Source organism: Kitasatospora sp. NPDC038210, assembly GCF_055600605.1.
In genome coordinates this window covers 165,227-178,951 of sequence record NZ_JBVJYK010000004.1, presented here as the reverse complement: position 1 = coordinate 178,951, position 13,725 = coordinate 165,227, and the positions used below count along the sequence as shown (strand labels likewise).

At 75.2% G+C, this 13,725-nt stretch carries 10 protein-coding genes and 1 pseudogene; 6 read left to right on the top strand and 5 right to left on the bottom strand.

The window, feature by feature from the left end; translation table 11 throughout:
• The first annotated feature begins 194 nt into the window (after positions 1-194).
• Positions 195-887 (top strand): hypothetical protein, encoded by a 693-nt coding sequence (locus tag ACZ7KX_RS09945; protein ID WP_350526472.1) that lies wholly within the window; start codon positions 195-197, stop codon positions 885-887.
• A 51-nt stretch (positions 888-938) separates the two neighbouring features.
• Here the strand turns inward: ACZ7KX_RS09945 and ACZ7KX_RS09940 are convergent, their stop codons facing one another.
• Positions 939-3,800, bottom strand: coding sequence for an ATP-binding SpoIIE family protein phosphatase (locus tag ACZ7KX_RS09940; RefSeq protein ID WP_470326058.1), 2,862 nt, complete (start codon positions 3,798-3,800; stop codon positions 939-941).
• Between the two features lie 248 nt (positions 3,801-4,048).
• On the opposite strand from ACZ7KX_RS09940, the gene ACZ7KX_RS09935 reads away from it, so the two are divergent.
• The 5 genes from ACZ7KX_RS09935 (at position 4,049) to ACZ7KX_RS09915 (ending at position 10,562) form a co-directional block, all read left to right on the top strand.
• Positions 4,049-5,278 (top strand): rhodanese-like domain-containing protein, encoded by a 1,230-nt coding sequence (locus tag ACZ7KX_RS09935; protein WP_470326057.1) that lies wholly within the window; start codon positions 4,049-4,051, stop codon positions 5,276-5,278.
• Positions 5,279-5,398: 120 nt separating this feature from the next.
• Entirely contained in the window at positions 5,399-6,061 is a 663-nt protein-coding gene (locus tag ACZ7KX_RS09930; RefSeq protein ID WP_396549908.1) for a DUF5819 family protein, read from the top strand.
• Complete coding sequence (locus ACZ7KX_RS09925) at positions 6,058-7,350, top strand: HTTM domain-containing protein (RefSeq protein WP_470326056.1); 1,293 nt, start codon at positions 6,058-6,060, stop codon at positions 7,348-7,350. The genes ACZ7KX_RS09930 and ACZ7KX_RS09925 overlap by 4 nt, the downstream gene beginning before the upstream one ends.
• Before the next feature lie 9 nt (positions 7,351-7,359).
• The gene (locus ACZ7KX_RS09920; RefSeq protein ID WP_470326055.1) at positions 7,360-9,474 is read left to right on the top strand and encodes an FUSC family protein; all 2,115 of its coding nucleotides are present in this window, start codon (positions 7,360-7,362) and stop codon (positions 9,472-9,474) included.
• Between the two features lie 335 nt (positions 9,475-9,809).
• A complete protein-coding gene (locus ACZ7KX_RS09915) occupies positions 9,810-10,562 on the top strand; it encodes a TrmH family RNA methyltransferase (RefSeq protein ID WP_470326054.1) in 753 nt (250 codons plus the stop codon).
• Positions 10,563-10,589: 27 nt separating this feature from the next.
• Here ACZ7KX_RS09915 and ACZ7KX_RS09910 read toward each other — a convergent pair.
• The 4 genes and pseudogenes from ACZ7KX_RS09910 to ACZ7KX_RS09895 all read right to left on the bottom strand — a co-directional run.
• Positions 10,590-10,904 (bottom strand): annotated as a pseudogene (locus ACZ7KX_RS09910) (peptidoglycan-binding protein); the annotation flags it as partial.
• Between the two features lie 11 nt (positions 10,905-10,915).
• Positions 10,916-11,827 (bottom strand): pyridoxamine 5'-phosphate oxidase family protein, encoded by a 912-nt coding sequence (locus ACZ7KX_RS09905; protein WP_470326053.1) that lies wholly within the window; start codon positions 11,825-11,827, stop codon positions 10,916-10,918.
• 12 nt (positions 11,828-11,839) lie between these two features.
• The gene (locus ACZ7KX_RS09900; RefSeq protein ID WP_470326052.1) at positions 11,840-12,310 is read right to left on the bottom strand and encodes a VOC family protein; all 471 of its coding nucleotides are present in this window, start codon (positions 12,308-12,310) and stop codon (positions 11,840-11,842) included.
• Between the two features lie 196 nt (positions 12,311-12,506).
• The gene (locus ACZ7KX_RS09895) at positions 12,507-13,523 is read right to left on the bottom strand and encodes an XRE family transcriptional regulator (RefSeq protein WP_396551022.1); all 1,017 of its coding nucleotides are present in this window, start codon (positions 13,521-13,523) and stop codon (positions 12,507-12,509) included.
• Positions 13,524-13,725 lie beyond the last annotated feature (202 nt).

Sequence of the window (13,725 nt, the reverse complement as noted above, 5' to 3'; positions counted from 1 at the left end):
ATCCCCATCCGTGCCGATGTGCCTTTGTTAAGAGGCTTCTAATGTTGGACTAGACGAGAGTTCGGGGATTCGGAGAAACGGCTGTGATTTTCAGGACCCACGCGGGGGGCGTGCGAAAGGGGCCACTGGCGCTAGCCAGAACGGCCGCTGTCGCCGAGTGGGGAACGTTGTTCGTGACGGTGCGGAACACGGTGGTGCGAAAGAAGTTCGCAGCGGTTCCGTTGGCCACGCTGGCGACGTTTCTGATCCTGCTGTTCAGCATCGTCCAGCACCTGCCGGGCGGTGAGCACTTCGTCAACCGGATCGGGGTGGTGCGGGCGGCGCTGCCGCTGGACGTCTCGCTGCTGCGGACTCCGCTGTCGCTGTACGTCCCGGCGCTGGACCTGCCGGTCTGGGGGGCGCTGGCCCAGGTGTTCGTGGTCTTCGCGATCGCCGAGATCGTGCTCGGTCGGCGGATGACCCTGGTGGTCGCCTACACCTGCACCCTGGCGGGCACGCTCTTCGCCCGGGTGGGCGTCGCGATCGGGCCGCACCACCTGTTCGGCTTCCCGAAGTGGGTCGCCTACGTGCGGGACACCGGGCCGTCGGCCGCGGTGGTGGCGCTGGCGATCTGCATCGCGTTCCGGTGCCGGGCCTGGTTCACCGCCTGCCTGGTGGTGGCCGTGATGGTCGGCGAGGCGGTCGTACTGCCGAACCTCGCGGGCCTGGAGCACGTGGTCGCGGTGATCACCGCGCTGCTGATCGCCGTCTCGGTCGAGGTCTTCGGGGACTTCTGGCCGCGGGTGCTGGCCGGGGTCGGCGCCGCCACCTCGGTGGCCACGGCCGCCTCGCGGGAGGTCGCGGTGGAGGCCCGGCGGCGCCGGCCCGCCGGGGCGCTCATCCCCTGACCGACGACCGTCCACCCCTGACGGCCGCGTACGGACACCCGTACGCGGCCGTCAGGCGTGCGGGAGGGGCAGTTCGAACCAGACGACCTTGCCGACGGCCTTGCGGGCGGTGCCCCAGCGTTCGGCGAGCTTGGTGACCAGGGTGAGGCCGCGGCCGGTCTCGCCGAGCTGCTCGGCCGGCTCCAGCGAGGGCAGGTTGTGGTTGTCGTCGCTGACCTCGACCAGCAGCTTGTCCACCCGGATCAACTGCAGCTGGACGCGGTCCCGGGCGACCCGCACGGCGTTCGTCACCAGCTCGCTGACCAGCAGCTCGGTGGTGTCGCTGAGGGCCTCCAGGTGCCATCCGGCCAGCTGCTCGCGGACCAGCGAGCGGGCGCGGCGGACCTCGCGCTGGTCCACCGTGAGGTCCCAGGTGGCCACCTCGGACGGGGCGACCCCGTCGAAGCGGGCCACCAGCAGGGCCACGTCGTCCTTGCGGTCGTCGGTGTGCAGGCGGCGCAGCACCTCGTCGCAGGCCTGCTCGGGGCTCTGCTGCGGGTCGATCAGGTTGCCGCAGAGCGCGGCGAGGCCCGCTCCTATGTCCCCGCCCCGGACCTCGACCAGGCCGTCGGTGCACAGCACCAGCATCGAGCCGTCCGAGACGTCGATGGTCTTGGCGACGAACGGCACCCCGCCGACGCCGATCGGCGCGCCGGCCGGGATCTCCAGCAGCTCCCCGGTGCCGTCCGGGTGCACCAGGACGGGCGGGACGTGGCCGGCGCTGGCGAGCTCGCAGGTCCGGTTGATCGGGTCGTAGACCGCGTACAGGCAGGTCGCGAGGTGGTCGTCGCCGAGCTTGTGGGCCAGGTTGTCCAGGTGGCGCAGCAGCTGGCCGGGCGGCAGGTCCAGGGCGGCGAGGGTCTGCATGGCGGTGCGGAAGCGGCCCATCGCGGCGGCCGAGTGGATGCCGTGGCCCATCACGTCGCCGACCACCAGGGCGACCCGGCTGCCGGGCAGCTGGATCGCGTCGAACCAGTCGCCGCCGACCTCGGCCTTGGGGTCGCCGGGGAGGTAGCGGTGGGCGATCTGCACCCCGGGGATCTGCGGCGGGCGGGTCGGGATCATCGAGCGCTGCAGGGTGGTGGCCACCCTCGCCTCGGCGCGGTGCAGCCGGGCGTTGTCCAGCGACAGTGCGGCGCGGACGGCCAGTTCCTTGAGGGTCGCGGCGTCGCTCTCGTCGAAGGGGGCGCGGTCGGGCAGCCGGAGCAGCTTGAGGATGCCCAGCACGGTGCCCCGGGCGGAGAGCGGGACGACCAGCATCGAGCGGCCGGAGACCACCGGGGCCAGCCGGGCGCCGCCGAGCGCGATCGCGTAGTCGACCGCGACGTCGGCGCTGACCACCGGGACCAGCACCGGCTGGTTCAGCTGCAGGGCCATCCCGGGCGGGGTGCGGCGGGGCATGCTGACCAGCGAGCCCTCGGTGAGCACGTGGTCCCAGGCACCGCCGGTCTGGTTGTAGACCAGGGCGACCCGGCGCAGCATGGTGTCGTCGTCCGGGCGGGCGACCGGCAGCTCGGAGTCCGAGATCAGCCCGTCCACCAGGTCCACGCAGGCGAAGTCGGCGACCCGGGGGACCAGCACCTGGCACAGCTCGTGCGCGGTGAAGCCGAGGTCCAGGGTGGTGCCGACCTTGCCGCCGACCTCGTTCAGCAGCGCCAGCTGCTCGCCGGCCTGGCCGTTGGTGAGGAACGGGCCGAGCCGTCCGGACGGCGGGCCCTCGGCGCTCGCGGGCGCGGGGACCGGGACGGGCACGGCGGCGGGCGGGGCCTGGTCGGCGCGGAGCGTCGGGTGGTCCGTGGCGGACGACTCGACGGCGGCTCGGTCGATGGTGGCTCCTCCTCCCGTGGGTGTGGGCACCTCCCGGCCGGAGGCCGGGGGAGGCACGGACGGGCCGCCGCCCGCCGCGGCTCCGCTGACTGCGGCGACGGGCTGGGCGACGGGCTGGGGGACGGACAGGTCGGCGGTGTCGCGCGGGGCGGTGTCCCACAGGGCGGTGTCGCGCTGGGCGGCCTCGCGCTGGGCCGTGTCGCGTTGGGCCGGGAGCTGAGCGGTCGGACGGCGGCCGGGCGCGGTCTGCTCGGGCTGCGGTGGGCCGACCCGGGCGGCGCGCTGCTGTGGCGTCGGGTAGCGGCGGCTCAGGCCGGCGGCCGCGTGCGCCGTCCCGGTCTGCGCGTCGGCGGGCAGCACCGGGAGCACGGTGACCGCGTCCAGCCGCAGGGCGGGCAGCCCACCGAGCCCGATCGCGGTCAGCATCGCCGGGCGGTGGGCGGCCGGCAACAGCCGGGCCAGCGGCTCGGGCACCCGGTCGGCGGGCGCGGTGAGGGTGGCGGCCAGCCCGTGGAAGCCGCCCCGGGCGGCGGGGGCGGCGGCGAACGGCAGCAGCCGCTCGCCGAGCGCCAGCCGGGGGCCGGCGGTGCGCAGCGGGCGGGCGTCGGCGGCCAGGGCGAGCAGCCCGCCGGCCGGGCCGGGCAGCGGGTAGGCCCACCAGAGCACGTCGCGCTGGTGCTCCTCGCGGTCGGTGACGGTCAGCCGGCCGGCCCAGGGGCGGCCGGCCGCGGTCAGCTCGGCGAGGGTGTCGAAGGCGTCGCAGGCGCGGCGGACGGAGCACCGGCCGAGCGCCCGCGACTCCACCGCGGGCAGCAGGCCGGAGGCCGGGCGGCCGTGGGCGACGTCGGCGCGGTGCCCGAACAGCTCCTCGGCGGCCCGGCCCCACTGCGTGATCCGGCCGGACCGGTCGACCTGGACGAGGGCGAGCCGCAGCAGGGCGGCCACGCCCGTCGGGTGGTCGCCCGGTTCGGTTCCGTCGGCCGCCGGACGCGGTGTGGAGTTGGACTCGGCCACCATGGATTCGGTCTGCTCCCGCCTGGCCGCCACGCCTGGAGGCGGCCGTCTCTCCGGAGGAAGGCACGCTGTGCGGATACCAGCGAAGCACGGACCGGGCCGGGCTTGATACCGAAACGGGGAGATTCCTCAGTATCGGTTGCGTGTCGCGCGTCGCGCGCCGGTCCGTACCCCCGGTTCACCCGGACGGGGCTTTCGCGCGCGGCGGTAGGGTGGCAGGCCGGACCGCCCGCGCGGCGGCCCCGCAGGACGCAGCCGCCCGGACGAGACAGAGGCGAGAAGTGAGCGCGCAGAGCCCCGCCCGCTGGACGGACCCGGAGCAGCAGGAGCTGGAGGAGCGGGTCGCCGCCGCCGAGCTCGCCTGGCTCAGCATGGACGTGGACGTGCAGACGCTGCGGGTCGAGATCGACAACTTCGCCCTGATCCACCACCAGCTGCTCGGCCCGCTCTACGCCAGGCTGGACGAGCTGGACGCACTCGTCGCCGAGGCGGTCGCGGCCCGCACCGGCCGGCCCGAGGACCTGCGCCGGGCCGCCGAGGCGCGGCAGCAGGTCGAGGAACTGCCCGACCTGGACGCGCTGTTCGACTCCGTCCAGGAGCAGCGGGAGCAGTCCGGCCGGGGGGAGGAGGCGGCCCCGCCGCCGCCCGCCGCGCCGACCCGGGTGCGGCCCGGCAGGGAGGCCCAGCGGATCTACCGCGAGCTGGTCCGCCGCGCCCACCCCGACCTGACCACCGACCCGGCCGAGCAGCAGCGCCGGGCCGCCTTCCTGGTCAGGGTCAACGAGGCCTACGCCTTCGGCGACGCCGCCGCACTGGAGGGCCTGGCCGCAGAGTGGTCCACCGCCCCCGAGGCCGCCCCCGCCGTCGACGCCCCCGACCGTTCGGACTGGCTGCGCCGCCGGCTGGACTGGCTGACCGCCAAGATCGCCGAGACCGCCACCGAGCAGGTCCGGCTGGAGCAGACCCCGATGGGCCAGCTGCTCGCCCTCGCCCCGCAGGACCCGGACCGGCTGCTGGAGCAGCTCGCCGAGGAGCTGCTGGCCAAGGCCGCCGACCGGCAGGCCGAGCTGGAGCGGCTGCTCGGCGGCCCCGGCCCGGTGGACGGCGACGGTTCCCGGCCGGTGGGCGACAATGGCACGGACCCGACCCACCCCCAGCCTTCCCACGCCCAGGAGAGCCACACGATGTTCGCGCAGATCCCCACCGCCGACGCCGCCGCCGTGCCCGCCGACGCCGCCCTGCTGGACGTGCGCGAGCAGGACGAGTGGGACGCCGGGCACGTGGACGGCGCGCTGCACATCCCGCTGGGCCAGGTGATCGCCCGGCTCGGCGAGCTGCCCGACGAGAAGCTGTACGTGCTCTGCCGGGTCGGCGGCCGCTCCGCGCAGGTCGTCCAGTACCTGGTCCAGCAGGGCCGGGACGCGGTGAACGTGGACGGCGGGATGCACGCCTGGCAGGGCGCCGGCCGTCCGATGGTGAGCAGCACCGGCCAGGACGCCTTCGTCCTCTAGGGGCCCAGGGCTCCCGGGCCCGTCGTCGAACCCTCGCCCGGCACCCGGTAGGGCAGGATGGGCGCGCGCGAGCGCGCCGGTACCGGGCCGGGGGCGCCCGCCGACCGGGCTGGGGAGGCCATGACGGAGACGACGGACCGGCCGGCCGCGGGGAGGGCCTGGTCGAAGCCCGCGCAGCTCGTCCTCGGCCTCGCCGGGGCGGCCCTGATCGGCGGCACCGGCCTGTTCCTCGCCGCGGTGTTCCTGCACGTCGCGCCCGCCAACGCGCTGTCCCGGCAGTACCGGACCGCGGTCGACGGCGTGGTGTACCCGGAGTTCGAGCAGAACTGGAAGCTGTTCGCCCCCAACCCGCTGCAGCAGAACGTCAGCCTGGACGCCCAGGTGCGGACCGTCGCGCCCGGCGGGGCGACCACCACCCGCGACTGGACCGGGCTGACCGCGCAGGACATCGCCGCGATACGGGGCAACCCGGCGCCCAGCCACGTCGACCAGAACCTGCTGCGCCGGGCCTGGGACTTCTACGACGGCTCGCACAACCCGCAGGACGAGACGCCGGCCAACGCGCGCGGCAAGCTCGCCGAGCAGTACCTGAAGCGGATCGCGCTGCAGCGGATCGGCCGGGAGGCGGGCGGCGAACGGATCCTGGAGATCAGGTTCCGGGTGACCACGGTGACCGTGCCGCCGCCGTCCTGGAGCGGTGAGGCCGCGCCGCCGGAGCCCAAGGTGCGGGAGCTGCCGTGGTGGCCGGTCGCGGACGAGGACTACCGGGGACTGCTCGGATGAACGGGGTGTCGGCGCGGGACTCCCGGCCGGACGGAGCCGCGGTGCCGGACGCCGCGGCGCCGGCGGACGGCGTTCCGGGGCAGGCCGCAGCCGGGCAGCCGCCCGTACCCGGGCCGGACGCGCCGGCGACGCGCGGGCCCGGAGCGACCGAACTGATCGGACGGGCCGTCGGGGTCTTCACCGGGCGGGTGCTCGGACGCCACCAGGCCGCGGCGGTGCGGATCGGGTTCGGGCTGGTCTGGCTCGCCTACCTGCTGCGCGAGTGGCCCAACCGGCGGGTGCTGTACGGCGACCGTTCCCCCTGGTCGATGGAGCTGGCCGACCGGCTGCTGGGGGACGACGGGGCGTTCACCGTGCTGCCCTGGTTCGGCGGCCGGCCCTGGTTCGAACTGGTCTACCACCTGGCGGTGCTGGCGGCCCTCGGCGTGCTGCTGGGCTGGCGGACCAGGGCGAGCACCGTGCTGTTCCTGGTGACGGTGCTGTCGCTGCAGAACCGCGACGTCTTCCTCGGTGACGGCGGCGACAACGTCGTCCACCTGATGGCGGTCTACCTGGTCTTCACCCGCTGCGCCGAGGTCTGGTCGCTGGACGTCCGGCGGGCTCGGCGCACCGGGCGGGACGGCCCCGGCGGGGTGGCGCTCTGGGCCGTCCTCGGGGTCGTCCTGGCGGTCTGCCAGTTCGGCGGCTTCGCCGGCGGGAGCCTGACCTGGACCAGCCCCGACTTTCCCCACCTCGGCTGGTCGCCGCTGTTCTGGGGACTCTGGGCGGTGGCCGGGGTCTGGTGGACCGTCGGGCGGCTGCGGCCGGACGGCGAGCTCCGGGCGGTGCTCGACGCGTTGGCCACCATGGTGCACAACTGCGCGATGCTGGTGATCGCCGTCGAGGTGGTGCTGATCTACGCCACGGCCGGCTGGTACAAGGTGCAGGGCTCGCGCTGGCAGGACGGCACCGCGCTCTACTACCCGGTGCACCTGGACTACTTCACCCCCTGGCCCGGGCTGTCCGCGATGGTCGGCTCGGCGCTGCTGCCGGTCTTCCTGATCTCGTACGGCACCGTGGTCCTGCAGGTGGCCTTCCCGTTCACGCTGCTCGACCGGCGGGTCAAGAACGTGCTGCTGGCCGTCATGATGCTGGAGCACATCGGGATCGCGGTGGTGCTCGGGCTGCCGGTGTTCTCGCTGGCGATGATCGCCGCGGACGCGGTGTTCCTGCCGACCGGGGCACTGCTGTGGGCGGCGTCGCGCGTGCGTCGGATCCGTACCCGCCTGATCCGGCGGGAGCCAGCCTAGGATGTCGGTATGTCCTGGTTCGCCGCACTTCGTGACACCGCGCGGACCGGACTCACCCTGGACCGGGCGCTCACCGACCCCAAGCGGGCCGTGCGCGGGGCGGTCGCCGTCGCACTGGTGCTCTTCCCGACGCTCGCGCTCGGCGGCGTCCCGCTCGCCACCTCGGCCGCGATGGGGGCGTTCATCGCCGGCTCGGCCACCTTCCAGCGCAGCTTCCGGCCCCGCGCCAGCCTCGCCGTCGCGGCCGGCCTCGGACTCGGCATCAGCACCTTCCTCGGCTACCTGGCCGCGGGGGTGTACGGGCTGTTCCCGGTGCTGCTCGCGGTGTGGGCCTTCGGCGCCGGGCTGTCCTGGGCGCTCGGGCCCACCGCCGGGGTGGTCGCGACCAACACGGTCTCGGTGATGCTGATCGTCGTCCAACTGCCGGTCAGCACCGTCACCGCGCTCGGCCACGGCCTGGTCGCCGCCCTCGGCGGGGTCGTCCAGGCCGTCGTCATCACCGTCTGGCCGATCGGGAGTTGGACCGCACAACGCGCGGCCCTCGCCGACACCTACGCGGAACTCGCCGACTATGCACGCCGGTTGCGGCAGGACCCGACCGCGCACGTCGACCCGGAACCGTTCATGACCGCCCGGCACGCCTCCGCCGTGACGCCCTGGCAGGACCGCCACCGGCCGCCCGAACTGCGCGGCCTGCGCGGCCTCGCCGAACGCGTCCGGCCCACCCTCGCCGCGCTCGCCGACCCCAAGGTCGGCGCCCCCGGGGAAGGGCCGGAACGCGACCGGGCCCGGGAGGTGCTGGCCGCCGCCGCCGAGGTCATGGACGCCCTCGCCCGGGCGATCCGCACCGGCGACCCCGTCCGGCTCCCCCGGTCCGCGCCCGCGCTCACCCTGATCCGGCCGGACGACGAGGGGCCACGGCTGCGGGGCGCCGCCCGGCGTTCCGCCCGACGGCTCGGCGGACTGCTGCGGAAGGCCGCGGACACCCTGGACCGCAACGACGCGGACACCATCACCACCCCCGTGGTCGGCGCCGGCGGGGCGCTGCACAAGCCGACGATCGGCCGGATGCTGCCCGTCGCGGCGCGGACCGTCCGGCGGCAGCTGCACCCCCGTTCGGCGATCTTCCAGCACGCCGTACGGCTCGCCGGGGTGGTCACCGCCGCCTACCTGCTGGCCCGGCTGGCCGGGTTCCACCACGGGTACTGGGCGCCGATGACCGCCGCCATGGTGATGCGGCCGGACTTCGCGCAGACCTACAGCCGGGGCGTCGCGCGGCTGGCCGGGACGGTCGTCGGCGTCGCGGTCTCCACGCTGGTGGTGCAGCTGGCCCACCCCGGGGAGTGGGTGCTGGCCGCGCTCGCGGTGGTCTGCATCGGCGGGGCGTACCTCGCGTTCCGGACCGGGTACGCGCTGACCACCGTCGGAATCTCCACCTACGTGGTGTTCCTGCTCGGGCTGCAGGAGGGGAACCCGCTGGTCACGGCCGTCGAACGGGTCGGGCTCACACTGCTCGGCGGATCGATCGCGCTGGTCACGTACGCGCTGTTCCCCACCTGGCAGACCGCGCGGCTCGGGGAACGGCTCGCCGAGTGGCTCGCCGCCGCCGGGCGGTACGCGGGAGCCGTGATCGCCTGCTACGAGACACCGGCGGCGCCGCGGGGGCGAGCCGTGCGGAGCGCGCTGCTGGACTCGCGGGAGGCGCGGTCCGAACTCGTCCAGGCGATGCAGCGGGCCGACGCCGAACCGGGGCGGCACGAGTCCGGACTGGAGGGGGTGAGCCGGCGCCAGATCGACCGGGCCGTGGCGGCGGTCGGAGCGCTCGGGCGGGCGGCGGTGCTGCTGGAGGCGCACCTGCCGGTGGCGGACGCCGATCCGGTGCCGGGGACGGCGGCGTACGCGGAGGAGCTGCGGCTCGCCACGGCGCTCGCGGCGGCGGCGCTGCTGACCGGGCAGGCGGTGGAGTTCGAGGCGGTGCGGGCGGCGCAGGCCTGGCTGGAGGAGGGGCTGGCGGGGGCGCCGGCGGGGGTGCAGCGGGACGTGGTGCGGGCGGGGGTGCGGTTGGTGGGGCAGGCGTTGCGGGATCTGGAGCGGGCTTTGCGGGGCAGTGCGGAGGGTCGGTAGTTCGGGGGGCTTTCGGGAGGGTGGGGGCGCGGGGGCGGCTCCGGGGGTGGCCGCTGCGCGGGGCTGGATGATTTTCCGACTGCCGACTCTGTGGGTGGGGGGTTGGTCGTCGTTGGCAGTCTGAAAATCACCCGCAACGCCCCGCTCCGGGCCACCCCCTGCGCCGCCCCCTCCCGCAGCGCGTCCCTCTCGCCGGGGAGGGAGGGGTTGGGGGGACGGGGGCGCGCGGGGGTTGATGGGGGTTGATGGGGGTTGGGGGGACGGGGGCGCGCGGGGTTTACGGGGTGCGGGTTAGGGGTGGGGGTGTGGGGATCAGGGGGTGGCACAGTGGCTGCATGGGTGATGAGGATCTGGTGCGGGCGTGGCGGGTGGTTGAGCGGGAGCCTGGGGTGGTGTTGCTGGACGGGTTCCACGCGTTGAAGCACGCGCTGCGGTTCGGCGGGGACGTTCGGCGGGTGGTGACCGTTGATCGGGGGGCGTTGACGGCGCTGGCCGCCGAGTTGGCGGAGGACGTCGTGGCGGCGGTGGACGGGCTGGCGGTGGAGGTGCCGGAGGCGGTGGTGCGGACGCTGGTGCCCCGGCTGCATCCGACCGGGGTGGTGGCGTTGGCGGTGCGGCCTTCTCCCGGGGCCAATCTGGCGGCGTTGGGGGCGCGGCCGCGGCGGGCGCCGGTGGTGGTGTTGGAGAACCCGCGGAACCTGGGGAACGTCGGGGCGGTGATCCGGTTGGCGGCGGGGTTCGGGGCCACGGGGGTGGTGACCACGGGGGACCTGGATCCGTGGCACCCGAACGTGCTGCGGGGCAGCGCCGGTCTGCACTTCGCCACGGCGGTGGAGCGGCTGACGTTGCCGCAGCTGCCCGCCGGGCCGCTGTTCGTGCTGGACCCGGAGGGCGCGGACATCCGGGACGTGCCGTTCCCGGACGACGCGCTGCTGGCCTTCGGCACCGAGCGGCACGGGGTGTCGGCGGAGCTCAAGGCGCGGGCGGACCGGCTGGTCGCGGTGCCGATGCAGGCGGGGGTGTCCAGCTTCAACCTGGCGACCAGTGTGGCGATGGGCCTCTTCCACTGGATGTCCGGGAAGCGCTGAGGGGGCGGGGCAGGAGAGGAGGCGGCGCCAGGTGTCCTTGCCGGCGTAGCCGCCGGCTTCGGGCCCGTGCCGTTCCTGGGCGAGCTGGAAGGCCCGGGTCGCCCGGCGGTCGGCCTCGCCCCAGCGCGGGCCGGCGCCGCCGCGGTACGAGCCGCCGAAGCCCGTGCGGACCAGCTGCTCGCCGAGCTGCCGGACGTGGTCGTTGTCCTGGCCGGGACCGAAGTACCGGGCACCGGGGAAGGCGGAGCGCGGCGCGGCGGATTGCGCCGCGCGGGTGACGACCCGTTCGGCGGTCCGGGCGCGGCGCGGCGGGGCGGGACCGAGTAGTGCCGGGGTGCGGATCCGATGCGGGATCAGCGCGGGATGGCGGGCGAGTACTCGGGGTCCGTCCAGGTCAGCGGGGTGGCGTCGGCGAGTTCGAGCACGCCGGTGACGGCCAGTTCGACCATCCGCTCGGCGCCCGGGGCGGCCTGCCGGGCCTCCGGCGACCAGTCGGTGCGGGCCTCGCCGGTGACCAGCAGGGCCCCGCCGGTCTCCCAGTCGGGCAGCAGCAGGCCGGCCCTGGGGTCCAGCTCCAGGTTGCCGAGGGTCAGGAACATGCTGTTGCCCGGGTACTCCGGCCAGCGCAGCCGGTCCGCTGCCACCGCCTCCAGGAAGCCGGGGAAGCCGCCGCGGTGGGACGCGTCCACGCTGCCGTCCGGCCCGGTGGTGGCGATGAAGAAGGTGTCCGCGGTGGCCGCGGCCAGGCGCTGCGCGGTGGTCAGCCGCGGGCCGGCGGCGACCGTACGGGGCGGGCCGGCCGCGGGGCGGTCCAGCGGGCTGCGGCGCTGGATGTACTTCGGGCAGTTGGAGACCACCTCGTCGGCGCTGACCAGCAGCCCGCCGCGGCCGTCCGGGACGGAGCCGCCGTTGAGCCGCATCCGGCGCCGACCGGCCGGGTCGAGGGCGATGGTGCCGACCCGGGCCGGGCGGGCCAGCGCCTCGGCGAGCGGGTCGGCCCCGGCCGGACGTGCGGCGACCGACATCGTCCGCTCGTCCGGGGCCTGCAGGAAGCCGGCCGGGCCGGTCAGCTGGGTGGCCCAGACCCGGCCGTCGAGGTCGGCGGCGCCGACGACCAGCATCCGCCGCTCGGCCAGGAAGCGGGCGGCGACCGCCGGAACGGTGCTGCGGATCGACCGGCCGGCGTGGTCGGCCCGCTCGGTCCGGCCGGCCCGGGCCTGGGCGGCCCGTTCGCCGGCGTGGTACGGCGTGCTGGTGGCGGTCATGGTCGGTCCTGTCTAGAAGAAGCCGCAGGTCGGGGCGTCGGTGGTGGGGGCTTTGGCCTCGGTCTCGTCCACGCCGGTGCGGGTGTAGATCTCCAGCCGGATGCCGTCCGGGTCGGTGAAGAAGACGCCGCCGGAGGCCGAGCCCTCGCTGTGCGGGACGACGCCGTCGTGGGCGAACTCGGCGCCGAGCTCGCGCAGCAGCCGCTCGGCGGCGCGGACCTCGTCGAGGCTCTCGACCTCGAAGGAGAGGTGGTGCAGGCCCGGGTTGGTGGTGGCGAAGGTGCCGGCGCTCTGCTGCCAGAGGGTCACCACCAGGCGGCCGTCGCGGCCGAGCAGGGCGAAGCGGCGCTCGGGGTCGGTGCCTTCGTGGGTGACCTGGAGGCCGAGGACCGCGCGGTAGAAGTCGATCGAGCGGGCCAGGTCGGTGACGTTCAGGCCCACGTGGCCGGTCTGCAGGGTGCGGAGCAGGGTGGTGCTGGACATGCCTGGTCACTCCCGTGGCTGGGGCTTCCGGCGAGACTCGTGCCTAACCGGTACTCATGAGAGTAGGAGTTAGGTGATGAGGCGTCAACCAGTGAGCGGCATTGAAGTGGTTAGGCGGTCCGGGGAGGGCACGCGAAAGCCCCGCCGGACCTGGCGGTCCGACGGGGCTCGGGAGGCGGAGGAGGGGCGGGCGGGGCTACGCCCACTCCCACCGGATGCCGATGTGGCCCGGCTGCTGGTCCGGGGCCAGGACGTGGGCGCTGGCCGAGGCGCCGATCCAGAGCTGCTCGCGCCGGTGGTCGACGTCGGCGCCCGGCTCGCGGTCGTAGCGCTCGCAGTGCGCCGGGACGGCGGCCGGGTCGAAGTGCACCTGGAGCACGTACTCGCGCACCGTGGTGGCGAAGCGGCGGCTGTACTCCAGGGTCGGACCGCCCGGCGGGATCTCCACCTCGTACTCGAAGACGGTGCTGTCACCGAGCCCGAGCGGGCGGTCCAGCATCAGCTCGGCCACGGTCAGCCCGGCCTCCGGGCGGCGGCGCACCCGGCCCAGCCGGCCGTGCCGCACCGAGGTGATCTCCGGGCAGCCGGCCGCCTCCTCGTCGGCCATGTGCACCACCAGGCAGCGGCCGACGCCGCCGACGGTGGCGCGCACCACCTGGCGCATCCGCAGCAGGTTGCCGCGCCGCTCGGCGTCCACGTAGTAGGAGTCGTGGATGCTCAGGCGCTCCAGCTCGCCGGCCGGCGGGGCGTCCAGCTCGGCGAAGATGTTGGCGATCTCCTGCTCGCCCGGCCAGACGTCCTCCAGCCCGAGGTGCAGGGTGTTGGCCGCGGCGGCCCAGCGGCCGCGCGGGCGGGGCGGGCCGAGCAGGGAGGAGAGCGCGCTGTGCGGCAGCCCGAGCAGCTCCTCCAGCAGGTGGACGGCGCGCAGCGAGCTGGCCCGCTCGGGCTGGCTGCGGCCGCGCCGCCAGTAACTCAACGTCGTGACGCTGACCCTGACGCCGCGTTGGGCGAGGGCCGCGCGGATCCGGTCCAGGCTGAGGCCGCTGGCCTCGATCGCCAGGTGCAGGGTGTCCGCGAAGCCGCCGACCGGGGCGAGCCGGGCGGCGGGCGGTGCCGGTGCCGGGGCCGGTGCGGGTGCGGGAGGCCCGGGGCGCTCCGTGTGCGACCCGACCAGCCGCAGTCGCGCGGCGTCCTGAGGCTGCTGTGCGGCCATGCGGTGACCCTCCCCACCAGGTGAGTTCGGTGGCACCGGGCCGACGCCGGGGCGCGCCGCCAGCGGCTTCACCGAGCTTTGGGGAACCCTATGCACGGTCGAGAGGCTACGTCATCAGTCGTGCGTATGACAGTGGTCACGGCAGGTCGACCGAATGGTTAGCGATCTTGAAACACTCCGGAAACACCGCCCTTACCGGAGT

Bases quoted from the DNA above. Each gene is read 5' to 3' on its own strand.
- ACZ7KX_RS09895 (WP_396551022.1), bottom strand. From the start codon at position 13,523: ATGGCCGCACAGCAGCCTCAGGACGCCGCGCGACTGCGGCTGGTCGGG.
- ACZ7KX_RS09900 (WP_470326052.1), bottom strand. From the start codon at position 12,310: ATGTCCAGCACCACCCTGCTCCGCACCCTGCAGACCGGCCACGTGGGC.
- ACZ7KX_RS09925 (WP_470326056.1), top strand. From the start codon at position 6,058: ATGAACGGGGTGTCGGCGCGGGACTCCCGGCCGGACGGAGCCGCGGTG.
- ACZ7KX_RS09930 (WP_396549908.1), top strand. From the start codon at position 5,399: ATGACGGAGACGACGGACCGGCCGGCCGCGGGGAGGGCCTGGTCGAAG.
- ACZ7KX_RS09920 (WP_470326055.1), top strand. From the start codon at position 7,360: ATGTCCTGGTTCGCCGCACTTCGTGACACCGCGCGGACCGGACTCACC.
- ACZ7KX_RS09915 (WP_470326054.1), top strand. From the start codon at position 9,810: ATGGGTGATGAGGATCTGGTGCGGGCGTGGCGGGTGGTTGAGCGGGAG.
- ACZ7KX_RS09905 (WP_470326053.1), bottom strand. From the start codon at position 11,827: ATGACCGCCACCAGCACGCCGTACCACGCCGGCGAACGGGCCGCCCAG.